Origin of the sequence: Pedobacter changchengzhani (assembly GCF_004354365.1) — a bacterium.
In the GTDB taxonomy this organism is placed as follows: Bacteria; Bacteroidota; Bacteroidia; order Sphingobacteriales; family Sphingobacteriaceae; genus Pedobacter; species Pedobacter changchengzhani.
Genome location: NZ_SJCY01000003.1, coordinates 160,546 through 182,397 on the forward strand (window position 1 = coordinate 160,546; position 21,852 = coordinate 182,397).

Genomic DNA, 21,852 nt, shown 5'->3' on the forward strand with positions numbered 1-21,852 from the left:
TTTGAGAAAAACTAATTAACTTATTATTTCCTTATCCAAAAACTATTCGTAACTTCAATTTAATTCCTGATTAAATTATTGTGAATGTTGATAAACAGTTTTCTAACCTATTTAGCTCACGAGAAACGTTACTCTCCTTTAACTGTAAAATCTTATCGAACAGATTTACTTCAATTTCAGGCTTATGCCAAAAGTGCATTTGAATTGGATTTTTTAGAAATTAAACATACTCACATACGAAGTTTTGTTGTAGCGTTGATGGACGATGGGATTAACGAAAGTACCATTGGCAGGAAAATATCTACCCTACGAAGTTTTTATAAATTTTTAGTGCGAGAAGGAAAAACAAATATTAATCCTGCCTCACTTATAAAAACTCCCAAGGTTGCAAAACGATTACCTGTTTTTATCGAGTCGCAAAAAATTGATCAACTTTTAGATCAATCTGAATATTTTGGCGATGAGTTTTCTTCTATTCGCGACCATTTGGTAATAGAATTGCTCTTTGGTAGTGGTATGCGCCTTGCAGAATTGATCCAACTTAACGATGCTGATATTAATTTGTACGAAGGAAGTATAAAGGTTTTGGGGAAAAGAAATAAAGAAAGAATTATTCCTGTAAATAAACAGCTTATCAATCAGATACATGACTACATTGAGCTAAAAAAGTTGCAAAACTTTAATAACAATTTCACTACCTTAATCGTTACAAATGTAGGATCAGTTGCTTATCCGAAGTTAATTTATAGAATTGTAACCAATTATTTAAAATTTATATCAACACATGATAAAAGGAGTCCGCACGTTTTGCGCCATAGTTATGCCACAAGCTTACTTAATGCCGGTGCAGACCTAAATGCAATTAAAGAACTTTTAGGCCATGCGAGTTTAGCAGCAACACAGGTTTACACACACAATTCAATCGAAAGATTAAAAACAATTTATAAACAAGCCCATCCAAAGGCATAAAAAAAGGAGGAAAAATGAAAATTAGAGTTCAATCAATCCACTTCACAGCAGACAGTAAGTTGTTAGATTTTATACAGAAGAAGGTAGACAAACTTGATCAATTTTTTGATCAGATTATTAGTGGGGAAGTGTATTTAAAGTTAGAAAACGTAGATAGTGAAGCAAACAAAATTAGCGAGATTAAGCTGAACGTTCCGGGTGATGTTTTGTTCGCCAAAGAGCAGTGCAAATCTTTCGAAGAAGCTACGGATTTAGCCATTGAATCGTTAAGAAAACAAATTACTAAACATAAAGATAAAACGAGAGCTAAGGCGAGTGAGCATAAAGCTATATTAAGCGAAAGCGAAACAGAAGATTTTTAGAATTAGAAATTTTGATAAACTATATTGGCAGCGCATTAAAAAATGTGCTGCCTTTTTATTTTAATAGCTTGCTTAGTAGTTGCACCGATATTTATTGATAAGGGTGAATGTAGCGGTAGCAAATTCTTTTCTTAGATTAATAATCAATTTTTTGGTAAATTAAATGGAAGTATTGCATCCAAACGCTTATTAATTTTTTTTTGTTTTTTATAGCTAGATAGTCCCATCCATCATCAAGATTTTTCTACATTAAAATTTTTAAGTTGTTTTTGCCTTATTACCTAATTTTTGTCGATGATAAATTAATTATAAGTGTTGTACATTAAAAATATAAATAAATATTAAAGCTGATGTTAATTTTAAATAACTGATTATTAACCCACTATTTTACAAAAAGATTAAGCTTTAAAAATTACGCTTATTTTTTTTCAAATATATTTTGAATAGAGATATAAATGTGTAGATTTGCATTCCATTTGAGAGAGGGCATTGTTTCAATAACCAAGTGGACTGTTCTGTAAAAGTATAAAAAAATAAAAGCCTCCTTAGCTCAGCTGGTAAAGTCCCGAAACTTCGGGATAAACAGTAAGGTCATTGGTTCGTAGGAATACATGAGAGGTTAAATTGAAAAGAGAATAAAAGCCTCCTTAGCTCAGCTGGTAGAGCAACTGACTTGTAATCAGTAGGTCATTGGTTCGATTCCGATAGGAGGCTCTTTTTATTTACATGTCTGTAAATAAAACAGTGGGGGGGATTCCAGAGCGGCCAAATGGGACAGACTGTAACTCTGTTATCGCAAGATTTCGAAGGTTCGAATCCTTCTCCCCCCACCATTAATTAGCTAATTGCTCAATTTGCAAATTAGCTAATTTACAAGCGGAAGTAGCTCAGTTGGTAGAGCGATAGCCTTCCAAGCTATAGGTCGCGAGTTCGAACCTCGTCTTCCGCTCTAATAAAGTGAGCGGTTTACAGTTGACAGTTTGAACTGCAAACTTTTAATTGGAAACTGGGGATTATAAAAGCCGACTTAGCTCAGCGGTAGAGCACTTCCTTGGTAAGGAAGAGGTCATGGGTTCAATTCCCATAGTTGGCTCAGGATATAAAGCTTTGTTAAATCTGTTTTTATACAGAATGGACAAGGTTTTTTGTGTTGTATTATATCAAAATAATAAATAAAATAATAAAAAGTTAACCTACTAATTAGTTATAAATAAAATGGCAAAAGAAAAATTTGACCGTAGTAAACCGCATTTAAACATCGGTACAATCGGTCACGTCGATCACGGTAAAACAACTTTAACAGCAGCTATTACAAAATGTTTAGCTGATGCAGGTTTATCTGAGGCACGTTCATTCGAATCTATTGACTCAGCTCCTGAGGAAAAAGAAAGAGGTATTACTATTAATACTGCGCACGTTGAATATTCAACTGCAAATCGTCACTATGCTCACGTTGACTGTCCAGGTCACGCGGATTATGTGAAAAACATGGTAACAGGTGCTGCTCAGATGGATGGTGCAATTATCGTTGTTGCTGCTACTGATGGTCCTATGCCACAAACTCGCGAGCACATCTTATTGGCTCGTCAGGTTGGTGTTCCTTCATTGGTTGTATTCATGAACAAAGTGGATATGGTTGATGATCCAGAATTATTAGAATTAGTTGAAATGGAAGTTCGTGAATTATTATCATTCTACGATTTCCCTGGAGATGACATTCCTGTAATTCAAGGTTCGGCTTTGGGTGGTTTAAACGGTGATCCAAAATGGGTTCCAAAAATTATGGAACTTATGGAAGCTGTAGATAACTACATTCCAATTCCACCACGTTTAACAGAACTTCCATTCTTAATGCCTGTTGAAGATGTATTCTCGATCACTGGTCGTGGTACTGTGGCAACTGGTCGTATTGAGCGTGGTGTAATCAACTCTGGTGATCCAGTTGAAATCTTAGGTATGGGTGCTGAGAACTTAAAATCTACAGTAACTGGTGTTGAGATGTTCCGCAAAATCCTTGATTATGGTGAAGCTGGTGATAACGTAGGTTTATTGTTACGTGGTATTGAGAAAACTGATATCCGTCGTGGTATGGTAATTTGTAAGCCAGGTTCGGTAACACCTCACGCTGATTTCAAAGCTGAAATCTATGTATTATCGAAAGCTGAAGGTGGTCGTCACACGCCATTCTTTAACAAATACCGCCCACAATTCTATTTCCGTACCACAGATGTAACTGGAGAAATCTCGTTAGCTGAAGGAACTGAAATGGTAATGCCAGGTGATAACGTTACAATTTCTGTTAAATTGATTTCGCCAATCGCAATGGAAAAAGGTCTACGTTTCGCAATCCGTGAGGGTGGTAGAACAGTAGGTGCTGGTCAGGTAACTGAAATTACAAAATAGATCCTCAAATCCCAATTTATTGGGACTTAAGGAAAAATAAAAATCATTGGCTAATTAGCAAATCTTGCTAATTAGCCAATTGATTCTACGGGAATAGTTCAACGGTAGAATAGAGGTCTCCAAAACCTTTGATCAGGGTTCGAATCCTTGTTCCCGTGCTTGAAAAGTGATGATTGGATTATTGAGTTATTGAATTTAGAATATTTAGCTATTCTTGTTCTCTCATTCTTTCCTTCTTTCATTCAATTATTTATTTGAATATGGCTAAAGTAGTTGAGTTTTTAAAAGAATCGTATGTAGAAATGACCCAAAAGGTTACATGGCCGACATGGGGAGAGTTGCAAAGCTCTGCAATTCTAGTACTTGTTTCTTCTTTGATTATTGCATTATGTATTTTTGCAATGGATAAGGGCTCCGTTTTTGTTTTAGATACTTTTTACAAATCACTGTCTAACTAATTAAAAATGAGCGATCTTTTAAAGTGGTATGTAGTAAGAGCTGTAAGCGGTAAAGAAAAAAAGGTTAAGCAGTACGTTGATGCAGAAATTAGCCGTTTAGGTTTTTCTCATTTGGTTCCTCAGGTGTTAATACCAATGGAAAAGTATTACCAAATGAAAGATGGAAAAAAAATTGCCAAGGAACGCAATTTTTATCCCGGTTATGTTTTGGTAGAAGCACAATTAGACGGAGAACTAGAGCATATAATAAAAGGAATCAATAGCGTAATTGGATTTTTAGGCGATAAAGCTGGCAACCCAATCCCGATGCGCCAGGCAGAAGTTAACCGTATTTTAGGTAAGGTTGATGAAATGAGCGAGCAGGGCGAAATGATGAGTGTTTCATTTTTCGTGGGCGAAAACATCAAAGTTATGGATGGACCATTCAATGGCTTTACCGGCGTAATTGAAGAAGTAAACGAAGAAAAGAAAAAATTAAAAGTTATGGTTAAGATTTTCGGTCGTAAAACACCGTTGGAACTTAATTATATGCAAGTAGAAAAGGAGTAATCTAAATTACGATTGTAGATTTTTTTAGAATATTTTAAAAGCTTTCCTCAAAAGGGAGAGCTTTTTGAGTTAAAATGAATTTTTGTGGTATTAATTTATTTTTAGCGCTACGCTTATGATATAGACTATGAAGTTTTTTATTTATTTTGCTTAGGTTAGGTGGTGGTATTGTATTATGTATAGTCACAAGCGGGACGCTTGCGCCAGATTGGGGTATTTAATGCAGACATAACCCTTAGTTTAGATTATTTTTCTGGCTCTTCGAAGGAAAGCGTCATTGCAAATTTAATTCATGAAGTTTTACACTCTTATTTAGCTTATACAGGTGACAATACATTAAATAGTTTTCAGCATAAAATAATTTCTGAAAAATATGTAAATCCGATGGCGATCTACTTAAAAACTTATTTTAGTATGGATATAAAAGATGCTTACGCCTTAGCTTGGAGTGGCCTTTCTGATTCTAATGCGTACAATAACAATACACCCAATGATACAGAATACTTGATGAGTAATGGGGAACATATAACTGCCGGGGAAATAGCAACAATTGCCGGATTGTATAATTTATCGACAAACGATCCTCAAAATAATGGGTATACGAAAGGCACCAAGATTTGTAACTGAATTTATGAAAAAGGAAGTATTATTAAGTCTGATTATTCTCTCTTTGGCTTTTGTAAAACCTGTTTACGGACAAAAGACAAGAAATGATGTACCCCTGTTTAAATTTCTTCAACAAAATGCAGATAGCACTTTAGCATTTGAATATGTAAACAATTGGATACAAAAACCTGATATTATGATTTTAAGTAAAAAAGCTGATACGGTTTCTGTTTACCGATATGAAGATAACAGGAAATTTGACCAAAGTGGTGCAATGCCAAAAAACATCAGAGATTCAGTATATTCAAAAAATAGGATGAATATTTTTTTAACACCTATAACTGTTAATATTTATTTTAACTCGATATTTCTACATACGGATAGCATTCATGATTTTTGGAACAAAGCCAACTCAATGTCTCCATGGCAATTGTTAGATGACAAAATGGATAACGGAGAAGGATGCCCTATAACAAAAAAAGAAAAATCTAATAAACAATATATTTATGATGGGGGAGGGATTACCCTTTATTTAATAACCAAAAAGGAAATTAGACCACTTTATTTTTATGCACCGGATTATTTCGAACAAAAAGAGATGTGCCGGGGTAATTATAATAGGCAGACAATATTAAAAATTGCAGAACTATTTTCGCATTATTTTAGAATGTAGCAGAACTTCAGCGTTTATTTTTCAGTAATATTGTAAAACGGTACTGCGGATATTGGTGTAAAAATTTGTAATTAATATGAAAATATTTTTTTTCTTCTCGTTGCTTATTCTCGTAAGTATAAAAAGCATCGCCCCAATCTGTCCCCAATCTGGCGCAAGGACAGGTTTTCGGCTTCTTTAGCGCAAGCGTGCCGCTTTTGATATAAACTAATTTTAATGCGGTCTTTTAATAAATTTGATAAAGTCAAAGTATGAAGTGGATTTTTTAAGTCACAAGCGAGACACTAACGCTAGATTAGGGGATGTAAGAACGATTTAGCCAACATTAAAACTGTAAACAAATCTTTCGCAAACTATTGTAGTTCTGCATTATAGTTTGTATCTTTGCAGTCCTTTAAGTTTTATGCAGGAGGTATATGTGGTTCAAAGAGGCGTTAGTCTCATTTCTTACATCTGACTTCTCATATCTCATCGGATACAAAATGTTACATGCTTCCAATATTTAACATTGAGTTTTAAATAAACAAAAAACACAAAATGGCAAAAGAAGTCAGTGCAATGATCAAATTACAGATCAAAGGCGGAGCTGCAAATCCATCGCCACCAGTAGGCCCAGCATTGGGTGCTAAAGGTGTTAACATTATGGAGTTTTGCAAACAATACAACGCTCGTACCCAAGATAAAGCAGGTAAAGTATTGCCAGTTGTAATTACTGTTTATGCTGATAAGTCATTCGATTTCATCATCAAAACCCCTCCTGTAGCTATCCAGTTAAAAGATGCTACTAAATTAACGAGTGGTTCTGCTGAGCCTAACCGTAAAAAAGTTGGATCGGTGACCTGGGACCAGATTAAAGTTATTGCTGAAGATAAAATGCCTGATTTAAATGCATTTACAATCGAATCTGCAATGAGTATGGTTGCCGGTACAGCACGCAGTATGGGAATCACCGTTTCTGGTGACGCACCCTGGACAAATTAATTTAAAAACAGTTTACAACAGTGGCGAAATTAACTAAAAATCAAAAAAAGGCACATGCTAAAATAGAAGCCGGTAAGGCTTATACTTTGAAGGATGCTGCTGCTTTGGTAAAAGAAATCACTACCACTAAGTTCGATGCATCAGTTGATATTGATGTTTCCTTAGGTGTAGATCCGCGTAAAGCCAATCAAATGGTACGTGGTATTGCTACTTTACCACACGGAACAGGTAAAACTGTACGTGTTTTAGCTTTGGTAACTCCTGATAAGGAAGAAGAAGCAAGAGCAGCTGGTGCAGACTTCGTTGGTTTAGACGAATATGTGGCCAAAATTGAAGGTGGTTGGACCGATGTAGACATTATTATCACTACACCAGCTTGTATGGCTAAGGTAGGTAAGTTAGGCCGTGTTTTAGGCCCAAGAAACTTAATGCCAAATCCAAAATCTGGAACAGTAACCAACGATGTTGGTAAAGCTGTTACAGAAGTAAAAGCAGGTAAGATTGATTTTAAAGTTGACAAAACGGGTATTATACACGCTTCAATAGGGAAAGTATCATTCCCGGCAGATAAAATTTATGAAAATGCGATGGAGATCATCCAAGTAATTGCTAAATTAAAACCATCTGCTGCAAAAGGAACTTATTTTAAGAGCATTCACGTGTCCTCTACAATGAGTCCTGGAATTGCAATTGAAACAAAATCAGTAGCGGGGATCTAATCATGAACAGAGAAGAAAAAAACGAAGTAGTTTTACAACTACAAGGACAAATGCAAGAGTATGGCAATTTTTATATTGCTGATACTTCTAGCCTTTCTGTTGAGCAGGTTAATAACATCCGCCGTAAATGTTACGAGAGTGATATCATCATGAAAGTTGCTAAAAACTCTTTAATCCGCAAAGCGATTGAAGGTTTAGATGGCGATGCATCAGAGATATACGAAGCACTTAAAGGTTCATCATCATTATTATTCTCAAAAACAGCTAATGCTCCGGCTAAGTTGATTAAAGCTTTGAGAAGAACATCTGATAAGCCATTGCTTAAAGGTGCATTTATAGATTCATCAGTTTATGTTGGCGATGACCAATTAAATACTTTGGTAAGCTTAAAATCGAGAGAAGAGCTTGTTGGAGAAATTATTGGATTATTACAGTCACCAGCTAAAAACGTTATCTCTGCGCTTAAATCAAGCGGAGGGAAAATTGCAGGAATTGTTAAAACGCTACAAGAAAGAGAAGGTTAACGAACACCTTAAGTTCGCAATTAAACAAAATTATTTTTACGTAAATTTTTAAAATCTTAATAAAATGGCAGATTTAAAATCGTTTGCTGAGCAATTAGTAAACTTAACAGTTAAAGAAGTTAACGAATTAGCTCAAATCTTGAAAGACGAGTATGGTATTGAGCCTGCAGCTGCTGCTGTAGTTGCTGGTCCTGCTGCTGGTGGTGATGCACCTGCTGCTGCTGCAGAAAAAACATCTTTTGATGTTATTTTGAAAGAAGCTGGTGGCGCTAAATTAGCGGTAGTTAAATTGGTAAAAGATTTAACTGGCTTAGGCTTGAAAGAAGCTAAAGACTTAGTTGACGGAGCACCAAAAGAATTAAAAGCTGGTGTTACTAAAGACGAAGCAGAAGCTTTGAAAAAACAATTAGAAGAAGCTGGAGCGGTTGTTGAAATTAAGTAACCAACACGTTTAGCTTAGCTAAAAAAGTATAGACACCGACTGAAAATGTTGGTGTCTTTACCTGTTTATAAACATCTCATTTTGCTTGGTTGATGAGAATGCTTAGAACCAAAACCAAACAAATAGTTTATTCTTAAACTAAAATCTTTTAGTCCATTGGCAAAGACAGTCGAACAAAGAGTAAATTTTGCAACGAGTAAGCACATTATAGACTATCCGGATTTTCTGGATGTGCAATTGCAATCATTCAGAGAGTTTTTCCAGATAGATACCACTTCAGACGATCGCTCGAGCGAAGGTTTGTTTAAAGTGTTTGCTGAGAACTTTCCAATAACAGATTCAAGAAATATCTTTGTATTAGAGTTTCTTGATTATTTTGTTGATCCGCCACGTTATGATATACATGAGTGTATTGAGCGTGGGTTAACCTACAATGTTCCATTAAAAGCAAAGCTGAAGCTTTCTTGTAATGATGTAGAACATGAAGATTTTGAAACCATTATTCAGGATGTGTACTTAGGTACAATCCCGTATATGACGCCAAAAGGTACATTTGTTATTAACGGCGCAGAACGTGTTATCGTTTCGCAATTACACCGTTCTCCAGGAGTGTTCTTCGGCCAAAGCCGTCACACAAACGGAACCAAATTGTATTCTGCACGTGTAATTCCTTTCAAAGGTTCGTGGATCGAATTTGCTACAGACGTTAATAACGTGATGTATGCATATATCGATCGTAAGAAAAAATTCCCAGTTACTACACTATTACGGGCTATTGGTTACGATTCTGATAAAGACATTTTAGAACTTTTTGATCTTGCTGATGAAGTAAAGGTTAGTAAATCAGGTCTGAAAAAATATATCGGTCGTAAATTAGCCGCAAGAGTATTGCGTACATGGATCGAGGATTTTGTTGATGAGGATACAGGTGAAGTAGTATCGATTCCACGTAATGAAGTAATTCTAGAGAGGGAAACTGTTTTAGAAGAAGATCATATCGATATGGTGATCGAATCTGGCGTTAAAAGCATTATCTTATCAAAAGAAGATGGCGCTAGTCAGGCAGATTATACCATTATTTATAATACATTACAAAAAGATACCTCAAACTCCGAAAAAGAGGCTGTAGAAAACATCTATCGTGCTTTGCGTAACGCAGAACCACCTGATGAGGAAACTGCAAGAGGTATTATTGATCGTTTATTCTTTTCGGATAAGCGTTATGATTTAGGAGATGTTGGTCGTTACCGCATCAACCGTAAATTAAAAATGAATACCCCTGATGAGGTTAAAGTTTTAACAAAAGCAGATATTATTGCAATTGTTAAATACTTGATCAAGTTGATCAACTCAAAAGAAGAAGTGGATGATATTGATCACTTATCAAACCGTCGTGTACGTACTGTTGGTGAGCAATTATATGCGCAATTTGGTGTTGGTTTAGCGCGTATGGCTAGAACAATCCGCGAGCGTATGAACATTCGTGATAATGAGGTGTTTACGCCAACCGATTTAATTAATGCCCGTACTTTATCGTCGGTTATTAATTCATTCTTTGGTACAAACCAATTGTCTCAGTTTATGGATCAAACCAATCCATTGGCAGAGATTACGCACAAACGTCGTTTATCAGCTTTAGGCCCAGGTGGTCTATCTCGTGAGAGAGCAGGTTTCGAGGTTCGTGATGTTCACTATACGCACTACGGTCGTTTGTGTACAATTGAAACGCCAGAGGGACCAAACATTGGTTTGATTTCATCACTTTGTGTACATGCAAAAATTAACAGCTTAGGTTTCATCGAAACACCTTACAAACGTGTTGAAGATGGTAAAGTAGTTGTTGATTCTGATGTTATTTATTTATCTGCAGAAGATGAAGATGGTAAAACCATCGCGCAAGCAAATGCAGAGTATGATGACAAAGGCGTATTTACTACACCACGTGTTAAAGCACGTTATGAGGGTGACTTCCCGATTATTGAGCCTGAGAAATTAGACTTGATGGATGTTGCTCCTAATCAGATTACATCAATCGCTGCTTCGTTAATTCCGTTCTTAGAACATGATGATGCGAATAGAGCGTTGATGGGATCGAACATGCAACGTCAGGCAGTACCATTATTACGCCCTGAGGCTCCAATTGTTGGTACAGGTTTAGAAGGTCGCGTTGCACGTGACTCAAGAACGTTGATCAATGCTGAAGGTAATGGTGTAGTAGAATATGTAGATGCAAATGAAATTACCATTAAATATGAACGTAACGAAGATGATCGTTTAGTTTCTTTTGAAGGTGATAGCAAAACTTATCGTTTAATAAAATTCAAAAAAACCAACCAGAATACTTGTATCAACTTAAAACCGATCGTAAGAAAGGGACAAAAAGTGACTAAAGGACAAGTACTTTGCGAAGGTTATGCAACTCAAAATGGCGAATTGGCCTTAGGTAGAAACTTAAAAGTGGCTTTTATGCCTTGGCAAGGTTTTAACTTTGAGGATGCGATTGTGATTAACGAGCGTATTGTTCGTGATGACGTTTTCACTTCATTGCATATTGAAGAATTTGAATTAGAAGTGCGTGATACTAAACGTGGCGAAGAGGAGTTAACTCCAGATATTCCTAACGTTTCTGAAGAAGCAACTAAAGATTTAGATGAAAACGGTATTATCCGTGTTGGTGCTGACGTAAAAGAAGGTGATATTTTAATTGGTAAGATTACACCAAAAGGCGAGTCTGACCCTTCACCTGAAGAGAAGTTACTACGTGCAATTTTTGGAGATAAAGCTGGTGATGTTAAAGATGCTTCTTTAAAAACACCGCCTTCAATTAAAGGTGTGGTAATTGATACTAAATTATTCAGCCGTGCTAAGAAAACTACAAAAGCTGAAGAAAAAGCAGCAATTGAGAAGTTAGACAAAGGATATACAAATATTACTGAAAAATTAAAAGCAACGTTAGTTGATAAATTATTCACGATTGTAAACGGAAAAACATCTCAAGGTGTATTTAACATTTACAAAGAATTATTAGTTGCTAAGGGTGCAAAGTTTACGCAGAAAATTTTAGCAGATCTTGAATTTACACACATTAGCCCAAACAAATGGACTACTGATGATGATAAAAATGAGATGATTAAATTATTGCTTCACAACTACAGTATCCGTGTTAACGAAGAACTTGGATCATACAAGCGCGAGAAATTTGCGATTAGTGTTGGTGATGAGCTTCCATCGGGTATTGTACAAATGGCAAAAGTTTATGTTGCTAAAAAACGTAAATTAAAAGTAGGTGATAAAATGGCGGGTCGCCATGGTAATAAAGGTATTGTTGCACGTATTGTACGTGATGAAGATATGCCTTTCTTAGAAGATGGAACCCCGGTTGATATTGTGTTGAACCCACTGGGTGTACCATCACGTATGAACTTAGGCCAAATTTATGAAACTATTTTAGCTTGGGCTGGCGATGAATTAGGTGTGAAATTTGCTACGCCTATTTTCGATGGTGCTACTCATGATGAGGTAGAAGAGTGGATTGCTAAAGCAGGTGTTCCTGCTTCAGGTAAAACTTACTTATACAACGGTTTAACAGGCGAGCGTTTCGATCAAACGACTACAGTAGGTATTATGTACATGCTTAAATTAGGTCACATGGTTGATGATAAGATGCACGCACGTTCTATCGGGCCATACTCATTAATTACACAACAGCCGTTGGGTGGTAAAGCTCAATTTGGTGGTCAGCGTTTTGGTGAGATGGAGGTTTGGGCATTAGAGGCATTTGGTGCAGCTAATATTCTTCAAGAGATATTAACCGTTAAATCGGATGATGTGATCGGAAGAGCAAAAACTTACGAAGCTATTGTTAAAGGTGAAAACTTACCAACTCCTGGTGTACCAGAATCGTTCAACGTATTGGTGCATGAGTTACGCGGTTTAGGTTTAGATATTACGTTAGATTAACTAAGGTAGAAGGTAGAAGGTAGAAGGTTGAGGGTTTATACCCCCAATCCTTCTGCCTTTCCGCCCTTAGCCTTTAACCTTATTAAAGAGATATGTCTTACAAAAAGGATAATAAATTAAAAAGCAATTTCACGTCCATCACGATTAGCTTATCGTCTCCAGAAATTATTTTGGAAAGATCGAGCGGTGAGGTGTTGAAACCCGAAACGATTAACTATCGTACTTACAAGCCTGAACGTGATGGTTTGTTTTGCGAACGTATTTTCGGTCCGGTAAAAGATTACGAATGTCATTGCGGTAAATACAAACGTATCCGTTATAAAGGTATTGTTTGTGATCGTTGCGGTGTCGAGGTTACGGAGAAAAAAGTACGTAGAGAGCGTATGGGGCACATCGCTTTGGTGGTTCCTGTTGCGCATATCTGGTATTTCCGTTCTTTGCCAAACAAAATCGGTTATTTATTAGGTTTACCTACTAAAAAATTAGATTTAATTATCTATTACGAACGTTATGCAGTTATTCAGGCTGGTATAATGGAAGAGGAAGGTATCAAGTATATGGATTTCTTAACAGAAGAAGAATACTTAGATATTTTAGATAAATTACCTAAAGAAAATCAATATTTGGATGATAAAGATCCTAATAAATTCATCGCCAAAATGGGTGCTGAAGCATTAGAAGATCTTTTGAAGCGTATTGATTTAGATCAGTTATCTTACGATTTACGTCACCAAGCAGCTAACGAAACTTCTCAACAACGTAAAAATGAGGCGCTAAAACGTCTTCAGGTTGTTGAAGCTTTCCGTGGTGCTAATACTCGTATTGAGAATCGCCCGGAATGGATGATTATCAAAATCGTTCCAGTTATTCCACCAGAATTGCGTCCGTTAGTGCCACTAGAAGGTGGTCGTTTCGCAACTTCAGATTTGAATGATTTATACCGCCGTGTAATTATCCGTAACAACCGTTTAAAGCGTTTGATCGAGATTAAAGCACCAGAGGTAATTTTACGTAACGAGAAACGTATGTTGCAGGAAGCTGTAGATTCGTTGTTCGATAACTCACGTAAAGTTAACGCGGTTAAAACTGAAGGTAACCGTGCTTTGAAATCACTTTCAGATATTTTGAAAGGTAAGCAAGGTCGTTTCCGTCAGAATTTATTGGGTAAACGTGTGGATTATTCAGCTCGTTCGGTAATTGTTGTTGGGCCTAGCCTTAAATTACACGAGTGCGGTATTCCTAAAGATATGGCTGCTGAGCTTTACAAACCGTTCATTATTCGCAAGATGATTGAGCGTGGTGTGGTAAAAACAGTTAAATCTGCTAAGAAAATCGTAGATAGAAAAGATCCATTGGTTTGGGATATTTTAGAAAATGTATTAAAAGGTCACCCGGTATTGTTAAACCGTGCGCCAACCTTACACAGACTAGGTATTCAGGCTTTCCAGCCAAAATTGATTGAAGGAAAAGCAATCCAATTACACCCATTAGTTTGTACTGCATTTAACGCCGATTTTGATGGTGACCAGATGGCTGTGCATTTACCACTAGGTAATGCTGCAATTTTGGAAGCCCAAGTATTGATGTTGGCAGCGCATAACATTTTAAATCCTGCAAACGGTACGCCAATTACTGTACCATCTCAGGATATGGTTTTGGGTCTTTATTATATTACTAAAGGCCGTAGAACAGATGAAGGAAGAGTTGTAAAAGGCCAAGATTCATCATTTTATTCTCCAGAAGAAGTTATTATAGCTTATAACGAGAAGGAATTAGATCTTCACGCATTTATTAAAGTAAGGGTAAATGTTAAAGAGGCTGATGGTTCGATCGTTAATAAATTAACAGAAACTACTGTTGGTAGAGTGTTATTTAACCAAATGGTTCCGGTAGAAGTTGGTTATATCAACGAATTATTGACTAAAAAATCGTTAAGAGATATTATCGGTGAAGTAGTTAAAATGACTGGTATGGCGCGTGCTTCTCAGTTCTTAGATGATATCAAAGAATTAGGATTCCGCATGGCTTTCCAAGGTGGATTATCGTTTAACTTACAGGATGTAAATATTCCGGTAGAAAAACATACATTATTAGAGCAAGCCGCAGCAGAAGTTGAAGAAGTAAGAAACAACTATAACATGGGTTTCATTACGAACAACGAACGTTACAACCAAATTATCGATATCTGGACCCGTATCAACAACAGGTTAACTACTTTTGTTATGAATCAATTATCTTCGGATAATCAAGGTTTTAACTCAGTTTACATGATGCTTGATTCTGGTGCACGTGGATCTAAAGAGCAGATTCGTCAGCTTTGCGGTATGCGTGGTTTGATGGCGAAACCTCAAAAATCTGGTTCAGGTGGCGATATTATCGAAAACCCGATCTTATCAAACTTTAAAGAAGGTTTATCGGTGTTAGAGTACTTTATCTCTACTCACGGTGCACGTAAAGGTTTGGCAGATACGGCGTTAAAAACTGCTGATGCGGGTTACTTAACTCGTCGTTTGCATGATGTTGCGCAAGACATGATTGTTAATTCAGAAGACTGTGGTACTTTAAGAGGTATGTACACTACTGCGTTGAAAGATCAAGAAGATATTGTTGAACCATTATACGACAGAATTTTAGGGCGTACTTCATTACATGATGTTTACCATCCTTTAGAAAATACATTGTTAGTAGGTGCTGGTGAAGACATTAACGAAGATGTTGCAAAATTAATCGAAGAATCTCCATTAGAAGGTATCGAAATACGTTCGGTATTAACTTGCGAGAACAAGAGAGGTGTTTGCTCATTGTGTTATGGTCGTAATTTAGCTTCTGGTAAACGTGTTCAAAAAGGTGAGGCTGTAGGTGTAATTGCTGCACAGTCAATCGGTGAGCCGGGTACACAGTTAACATTACGTACTTTCCACGTGGGTGGTACTGCATCAAACATTGCTGCAGAATCTAACATCGTTGCTAAGTTTGATGGTGTAATCGAATTCGAAAACATCCGTACGGTTGATACAAAAACTGAAGAAGGTATTGTACAAATTGTATTGGGTCGTTCAGGAGAATTTAAAATTGTTGAGCCAGGAAGCGGTCGCGTTATCGTAACCAATAATATTCCTTATGGTGCTTTCTTGTTCGTAAAAGAAGGAGATAAGTTAGCTAAAGGAGATAAAATTTGTTCATGGGATCCATATAACGCGGTTATTCTTTCAGAATTTGCCGGTAAAGCGCAATTTGATGCAATTATAGAAGGTGTTACCTTCCGTGAAGAATCTGATGAGCAAACTGGTCACCGTGAAAAAGTTATTATCGATACACGTGATAAAACTAAAAATCCTTCAGTTCAAATTGTTGATAAGAAAGGTGAATTTATTAAAGGCTATAACATTCCAGTAGGTGCTCACGTTTCAGTTGATGAAGGTGAAGCTATTCAAACTGGTCAAATTATTGCTAAAATTCCTCGTTCAACTGGTAAAACCCGAGATATTACGGGTGGTTTGCCTCGTGTAACTGAATTGTTTGAAGCTCGTAATCCATCTAACCCAGCTGTAGTAACTGAGATTGATGGTGTGGTAACTTTAGGTGGTGTTAAACGTGGTAATCGCGAAATCACAATCGAATCGAAAGATGGTGAAGTTAAAAAATACTTGGTTCCATTGTCTAAACACATCCTTGTACAGGATAATGATTTTACAAAAGCAGGTATGCCTTTATCAGATGGTTCAATTTCACCAGCAGATATCTTATCAATTAAAGGCCCAGCAGCGGTTCAAGAATACTTAGTAAACGGTATTCAAGAAGTTTACCGTTTGCAAGGTGTAAAAATTAACGATAAGCATTTTGAGGTGATTGTTCACCAAATGATGCAGAAAGTTCATATTGAAGATCCAGGTGATACTATTTTCTTAGAAAACAATGCTGTAGATCGTTGGGATTTTGCTGACGAGAACGATGCAATGTACGACAAGAAAGTTGTTGAAGATGCTGGTGATTCAAACGAGATCAAACCAGGACAAATTATTTCGTTGCGTAGATTAAGAGATGAAAATTCTCAATTGAGACGTAAAGATTTAAAACAAATCACTGTTCGCGATGCGAAACCAGCAACAGCTAGTTCTATCTTACAAGGTATTACAAGAGCATCATTAGGTACTAAATCGTTTATTTCTGCGGCTTCGTTCCAAGAAACTACGAAAGTATTAAATGAGGCAGCAATTGCAGGTAAACGTGATAACATGTTAGGCTTGAAAGAAAACGTAATTGTTGGTCACTTAATTCCTTCAGGAACAGGTGTTCGTGGTTACGAAAGAATCATCGTTGGTTCTCAAGAAGAATACGATAAATTATTGGCTTCGAAACAAGAAGAAGTAGAAGCTTAGAATTTAAATATTTTAAAATTTAGTCCCCCACCAAAAGTGGAGGACTTTTTTGTTTAATAGATTTTTTCATTTTTAACCGTACTTATCTTATTAGATTAATTACTTTTGAATATCATGGAAGAACAACAGAACGACAATCAATTAAATATTGAATTATCAGAAGAAATAGCTGAAGGAATTTTCTCGAACTTAGCCATTATCACCCACTCAAATACAGAATTTGTGTTAGATTTTATCCGCGTAATGCCTGGCGTACCAAAAGCTAAAGTAAAATCTAGAATTATACTTACCCCAGAACACGCGAAAAGATTATTGGCAGCTTTAGCTGATAATATTGAAAAATTTGAAGGCGCTAACGGCAGAATTAAAACACAAGATGAACCAGCTTTCCCTATGGGATTTGGTGGCCCGACTGCCCAAGCATAAAATGTTAAATAAAATCTAAAACAATAGTTTTTTTGTTATGTTTGCATAGTATATTAAGATTTACTATAACCAAATATAATATGAAAAAAATTTTATTGAGTTTTTTGCTATCTGCTCCAATATGGGTTTTTGGGCAGGGTTTCCAGGTAAATTTACAAGGGCAAAAACAAATTGGAATGGCGGGTGCAGGTTCTGCGCTTGCATTAGATGAAGCTTCTGTGTTTTATAATCCGGGCGCTGTGAGTATGCTGGAAAAAAACTCCATTTCAGCAGGTGTTAATCCACTTCTTTTCAAATCGGCTTTTAAGCTTACAGGTTCTAGTAATACAGAATTTGTGAAGGATAAAATTGCGCCACCTTTTGAGTTTTATGCAGTTTGGGGGCCTAAATCCAATAAATTTAAATTAGGTTTAGGGGTTTACACCCCATTTGGTGGTTTGGTAGATTGGGGCGATAACTGGTCTGGTCGTTATTCTTTAACATCCTTAAACTTAAAAGCAATTTATTTCCAGCCTACGTTGAGTGTTAAAATAACTGATGCGATTGGAATAGGAGCAGGGTTTGTTTACAACCATGGTGAGGTTGACTTGCAAAAAGATCTGCCGGTAAATTTTCCTGATGGTTCACCAAGCAAAGTGCAGTTGAAAGGTACTGGTAAAGGCTACGGATGGAATGCAGGTATTTATGTAAAAACTTTAAGCAAAATTTCATTTGGTTTAACTTACCGCAGTAAAGTAATTACTAAATTAGACAATGGAGACGCTAATTTTACGGTTCCTAGTTCTTTGGCGAGCAGTTTCCCTGCCGGTAATCATTTTAATGCCGAGTTACCTTTACCCGCAACCATTACATTGGGTGTTGGTATTCCATTTTCTCCAAGAACAACGCTAGCGTTCGATGCTAGCTTAGTGCAATGGCACATTTATAAAGAATTAGCTTTTGATTATACGATAAATACACCAGCCTTAAGTGATACACATTCTCCAAGAAATTATAGAGATGGCGCCAGTTTTAAAATTGGTATTCAACATAAGGCAACCGATAATTTTACGCTAAGAGCTGGCGCAGGTTATGCTATAACTCCAGTACAAAGTGGTTATGTTACCCCTGAAGCACCAGATGCGAACCGTTATATTTTAAGTGCAGGAGCTGGCTATACTTTTGGTTCTAAATTTGAAGTAAATGCATCATTCTTATTCGAAGATTTACAATCTCGTCAGCAAAAAAATATAGAAAGTGGTTTAGATGGTACATTTAAAACTTTGGTTTACGCACCAGGACTTTCGTTAACTTATAAATGGTAATTTTAGGAGATAAAAATATGAAAAAATATATTTTAAATGGTTTTGTTGCAGTCGCCTTGCTATTTGCTGCCTCTTGTAAACCAGAAATACAAACACCTGCAGGTTCTACAACTGGAGCTGCAAATTTTAGTAAATACATTGCTATTGGTAATTCGTTAACTGCAGGATTTGCTGATGGCGGTTTATATTTGGAAGGTCAAAAAGTTGCCTATCCAAATTTAATAGCTGAAAAGATGCTCGCCGTTGGTGGCGGTTCTTTTACCTCTCCATTTTTTACAGATGCACAATCAAATGGCTCCGGTTATTTATCGCTTACTGCTTTAGTTAATGGTTCGCCAACGTTAACGCCGGTTACAAATAACTTGGCTTATGTGGATCAAGCAGGTCATTTAGCTAAATATACAACCGAAGTTCAAAATTTGGGTGTGCCGGGTATGCGTTTAGATTTGGCTTTTGCCCCAACATTTAGTGCTGCAAATCCTTTTTTGGAGAGATTATTAACGAGCGCACAGGTAGGTGTAACCAGTTACTATCAGTTTATTCAGGGTAGAAACCACACTTTCTTTTCGTTGTGGCTTGGCAATAACGATGTTCTTGGTTATGCAACAAATGGTGCTGTAACAACCGATCCGACCAATTCATTAACGGATAAAGCAACGTTTTCTACTTTATACTCTAATTTAGTAAACGTACTTACAGCGGGCGGACAAAAAGGAGTGGTTGCAACTATACCAGATGTAACTGCAATTCCATATTTTAATACGGTAACGCCAGCCTTGCTATTGGCAAAAGCCCAAGCTATTAATCCGGCTTTTCCAGCAATTTTTATCCAAACTGGAACAGGTAGTGTTAGGGTAGCAACTGCTGCTGATTTAATTCGCTTACCTTTTCAAACTGCAGGATTATTTGCCGTGCCTAATGGATCAGGACAATATTATGGTTTAAGTCCACAAAATCCAATTGCGAATAATTGGGTTTTGGATAAAGACGAGGTAATTAAAATTAAAGATTATGTTACGAGTTATAATGCAGCGATAAAATCTTTAGCCAATGGCAAAGGTTTGGCGATTGCAGATACATACGCTTACTTAAACCAGGTTAAATTAGGTGTAAAAGTTAACGGTGTGGATATCAATTCTGGTTTCATCACTGGTGGTGCTTTCTCATTGGATGGTGTGCACTTAACGCCTCGTGGAAACGCAGTCATCGCCAATGTATTTATAAATGCGATAAATAGTAAATATGGATCAAATATTTCTATTACTGATGTTTCTCAGTATAGAGGTGTTAAATTCCCGAATTAAAACTTTTCATTAAACTCAAAAAGGGCTTTCTAAATTTAGTAAGCCCTTTTTTTATTAAATTTTACGCTCAATCAAAGTTACAATTTCGGTCAGTTCTTCTGGTTCAAACCAAGTTGTTTCTTCATCACGTCTAAACCAAGTCAACTGTCTTTTTGCAAATCTTCTGGTATTTTGCTTAATGCTGTTCACCGCTTCTGGTAACGTTATTTTGTCAGCTAAATAATCGAACAGTTCACTATATCCAACAGTGTTTAGCGCATTTAAATGCTTAAAATTAGAAAGAGATTTTACTTCATCTAATAGGCCAATTTCCATCATTCTGTCCACACGTTCGTTAATTCGGCTATACAACACTGCTCGGTCGGTATTTAAACCAATTTTTATAATATTGAAAGATCTTTCTTTTTTCGATGCAGACAGCATAGAAGAGAGTTTTTTTCCTGTCGATAAAAATACTTCAATGCCACGAATCATTCTTTGAGGATTATTTTGATCAACCTTCTCAAAATATTCAGGGTCTATCTCCTTAAGTTGCTTTTGAATAGGTATGATCCCTTCTTCTTCAAATTTTCTATTTAATTCAGCTCGGATTGATAAGTCGATATCAGGTAATTTGTCTAATCCGTTTATAACAGCATTAATATATAAGCCCGAACCGCCTACCATAATGGCAATCTTGTGTGTTTCAAAAATATGATCAATTATTTTGAGTGCTTCAACTTCAAAGTCGCCGGTACTAAATAATTTTTCAATTGAATGAGAATTAATAAAATGGTGTTTGGCAAGTGCAAGTTCATTTAAACTAGGCTTTGCCGTGCCGATTTCCATTTCTTTAAAAAATTGTCTAGAATCCGCAGATACAATTTCTGTATTAAAGTATTTCGCTAATTTTATAGCTAATTCTGTCTTTCCTATCGCCGTGGGGCCAACAATTACGATGAGCGTTTTGCTTTTGATTTCCGAAACTTCCTCACTTTCCATTTTAATTTATTAAAATAAAAGCTGCCAAATATAAATCTGACAGCTCCTTTGAATTTTTTTAGTTTATTTAAACTTTAGTAATCTTCTTTTCCATTAGTTTCTTCAAAATCTTCATCGTCTGAGAATTCATCTCCAAAACCATCTTCATCTTCCGCTTCGTCCTCAGTATCTCTGTTTTGAGTATTAATGCCCATTTCGCCCATAGCTTCCAATTCATCAGTATCTTCAGGTACAAAATTTAATTCATTTAAAAAATCAAATTCACCGACAGCTTCAGAACCTGCACTAACTTCTGCCTTAGCACTGTTCAAATCCATCACTTTTGGCGCGTCGCCAATACTTCTGGTTAGAAACGGATATTGAATGCTTGGATCAGCATCTAAAATAATTTTAATTAACTCGACATGAAAATCATAAGGTCGATCAAAATTATAGATGTAATAAAATTTTTGGTGCGGGTCTTCAATAAAGCTGCTCAATTTTGAGTTTTCCATTAAAACTACACGATCTTTTTTTCTATCGCTTGGTAAATAGGCTATTTCATCACCTTTAAGCCAATTATCCGTGCTTACATAAAACGATGAAGACTTTTCTGCATTGTATCCTATAGATTTATGCAAAGCTCTATGTAGATCTTCAAATGTTTGATTTGATTTGATGTCGATTTCTCTCACAACATCATCAAAATCTTCAAAAGAAATTTTAAATTTATAAATAGCCATTATTAAAATTTGGAAACGTAAAAATATAGTTAATTTGCATCAACGCAAAGAAGAAATACAAGCAAAATGTATTAAAATTATAGTGCGCCT

General features: G+C 36.2%; 18 protein-coding genes and 5 tRNA genes. 21 read left to right on the forward strand and 2 right to left on the reverse strand.

Going from position 1 to position 21,852, the window contains the following annotated elements:
* The first annotated feature begins 84 nt into the window (after nucleotides 1-84).
* From EZJ43_RS05740 to EZJ43_RS05840, 21 genes are all read left to right on the forward strand, one after another.
* On the forward strand, nucleotides 85-969 hold the full coding sequence (locus EZJ43_RS05740; protein ID WP_133261735.1) for a tyrosine-type recombinase/integrase: 885 nt from the start codon (nucleotides 85-87) through the stop codon (nucleotides 967-969).
* 14 nt (nucleotides 970-983) lie between these two features.
* The gene (hpf, locus tag EZJ43_RS05745; RefSeq protein WP_133261736.1) at nucleotides 984-1,331 is read left to right on the forward strand and encodes a ribosome hibernation-promoting factor, HPF/YfiA family; all 348 of its coding nucleotides are present in this window, start codon (nucleotides 984-986) and stop codon (nucleotides 1,329-1,331) included.
* 641 nt (nucleotides 1,332-1,972) lie between these two features.
* Nucleotides 1,973-2,045, forward strand: a tRNA-Thr gene (locus EZJ43_RS05750).
* A gap of 33 nt (nucleotides 2,046-2,078) precedes the next feature.
* Nucleotides 2,079-2,164: transfer RNA gene (locus tag EZJ43_RS05755), tRNA-Tyr, on the forward strand.
* 43 nt (nucleotides 2,165-2,207) lie between these two features.
* Nucleotides 2,208-2,280, forward strand: a tRNA-Gly gene (locus EZJ43_RS05760).
* Nucleotides 2,281-2,352: 72 nt separating this feature from the next.
* Nucleotides 2,353-2,424, forward strand: a tRNA-Thr gene (locus tag EZJ43_RS05765).
* Between the two features lie 122 nt (nucleotides 2,425-2,546).
* Nucleotides 2,547-3,734 (forward strand): elongation factor Tu, encoded by a 1,188-nt coding sequence (gene tuf, locus EZJ43_RS05770; protein WP_133261737.1) that lies wholly within the window; start codon nucleotides 2,547-2,549, stop codon nucleotides 3,732-3,734.
* Between the two features lie 87 nt (nucleotides 3,735-3,821).
* Nucleotides 3,822-3,892, forward strand: a tRNA-Trp gene (locus EZJ43_RS05775).
* A 102-nt stretch (nucleotides 3,893-3,994) separates the two neighbouring features.
* Nucleotides 3,995-4,192 (forward strand): preprotein translocase subunit SecE, encoded by a 198-nt coding sequence (secE, locus tag EZJ43_RS05780; protein ID WP_133261738.1) that lies wholly within the window; start codon nucleotides 3,995-3,997, stop codon nucleotides 4,190-4,192.
* Nucleotides 4,193-4,198: 6 nt separating this feature from the next.
* A complete protein-coding gene (gene nusG, locus EZJ43_RS05785; RefSeq protein WP_133261739.1) occupies nucleotides 4,199-4,741 on the forward strand; it encodes a transcription termination/antitermination protein NusG in 543 nt (180 codons plus the stop codon).
* Between the two features lie 198 nt (nucleotides 4,742-4,939).
* Entirely contained in the window at nucleotides 4,940-5,368 is a 429-nt protein-coding gene (locus EZJ43_RS05790; protein WP_133261740.1) for a hypothetical protein, read from the forward strand.
* A gap of 4 nt (nucleotides 5,369-5,372) precedes the next feature.
* Nucleotides 5,373-6,020, forward strand: a complete 648-nt coding sequence (locus EZJ43_RS05795; protein ID WP_133261741.1) for a hypothetical protein — start codon at nucleotides 5,373-5,375, stop codon at nucleotides 6,018-6,020.
* A 537-nt stretch (nucleotides 6,021-6,557) separates the two neighbouring features.
* Entirely contained in the window at nucleotides 6,558-7,001 is a 444-nt protein-coding gene (gene rplK, locus EZJ43_RS05800; RefSeq protein ID WP_133261742.1) for a 50S ribosomal protein L11, read from the forward strand.
* A 20-nt stretch (nucleotides 7,002-7,021) separates the two neighbouring features.
* Nucleotides 7,022-7,720: a 50S ribosomal protein L1 gene (gene rplA, locus EZJ43_RS05805; protein WP_133261743.1), complete on the forward strand. Its 699-nt coding sequence runs from the start codon at nucleotides 7,022-7,024 to the stop codon at nucleotides 7,718-7,720.
* A 2-nt stretch (nucleotides 7,721-7,722) separates the two neighbouring features.
* The gene (gene rplJ / locus EZJ43_RS05810) at nucleotides 7,723-8,244 is read left to right on the forward strand and encodes a 50S ribosomal protein L10 (RefSeq protein ID WP_133261744.1); all 522 of its coding nucleotides are present in this window, start codon (nucleotides 7,723-7,725) and stop codon (nucleotides 8,242-8,244) included.
* Between the two features lie 64 nt (nucleotides 8,245-8,308).
* The gene (gene rplL / locus EZJ43_RS05815) at nucleotides 8,309-8,686 is read left to right on the forward strand and encodes a 50S ribosomal protein L7/L12 (RefSeq protein ID WP_029279312.1); all 378 of its coding nucleotides are present in this window, start codon (nucleotides 8,309-8,311) and stop codon (nucleotides 8,684-8,686) included.
* A 156-nt stretch (nucleotides 8,687-8,842) separates the two neighbouring features.
* Nucleotides 8,843-12,646, forward strand: coding sequence for a DNA-directed RNA polymerase subunit beta (gene rpoB / locus EZJ43_RS05820; RefSeq protein WP_133261745.1), 3,804 nt, complete (start codon nucleotides 8,843-8,845; stop codon nucleotides 12,644-12,646).
* Nucleotides 12,647-12,738: 92 nt separating this feature from the next.
* Nucleotides 12,739-17,025, forward strand: coding sequence for a DNA-directed RNA polymerase subunit beta' (rpoC, locus tag EZJ43_RS05825; protein WP_133261746.1), 4,287 nt, complete (start codon nucleotides 12,739-12,741; stop codon nucleotides 17,023-17,025).
* A 114-nt stretch (nucleotides 17,026-17,139) separates the two neighbouring features.
* Nucleotides 17,140-17,451: a DUF3467 domain-containing protein gene (locus tag EZJ43_RS05830; RefSeq protein WP_133261747.1), complete on the forward strand. Its 312-nt coding sequence runs from the start codon at nucleotides 17,140-17,142 to the stop codon at nucleotides 17,449-17,451.
* Nucleotides 17,452-17,531: 80 nt separating this feature from the next.
* Nucleotides 17,532-18,755 carry an OmpP1/FadL family transporter gene (locus EZJ43_RS05835; protein ID WP_133261748.1) on the forward strand — a complete coding sequence of 408 codons (1,224 nt, stop codon included), beginning with the start codon at nucleotides 17,532-17,534 and terminating at the stop codon, nucleotides 18,753-18,755.
* 17 nt (nucleotides 18,756-18,772) lie between these two features.
* Entirely contained in the window at nucleotides 18,773-20,059 is a 1,287-nt protein-coding gene (locus EZJ43_RS05840; RefSeq protein WP_133261749.1) for an SGNH/GDSL hydrolase family protein, read from the forward strand.
* 54 nt (nucleotides 20,060-20,113) lie between these two features.
* Here EZJ43_RS05840 and miaA read toward each other — a convergent pair whose 3' ends face one another.
* Nucleotides 20,114-21,040: a tRNA (adenosine(37)-N6)-dimethylallyltransferase MiaA gene (gene miaA / locus EZJ43_RS05845; RefSeq protein WP_133261750.1), complete on the reverse strand. Its 927-nt coding sequence runs from the start codon at nucleotides 21,038-21,040 to the stop codon at nucleotides 20,114-20,116.
* Nucleotides 21,041-21,114: 74 nt separating this feature from the next.
* Nucleotides 21,115-21,762 (reverse strand): IS1096 element passenger TnpR family protein, encoded by a 648-nt coding sequence (locus tag EZJ43_RS05850; protein WP_133261751.1) that lies wholly within the window; start codon nucleotides 21,760-21,762, stop codon nucleotides 21,115-21,117.
* Between the last annotated feature and the right edge of the window lie 90 nt (nucleotides 21,763-21,852).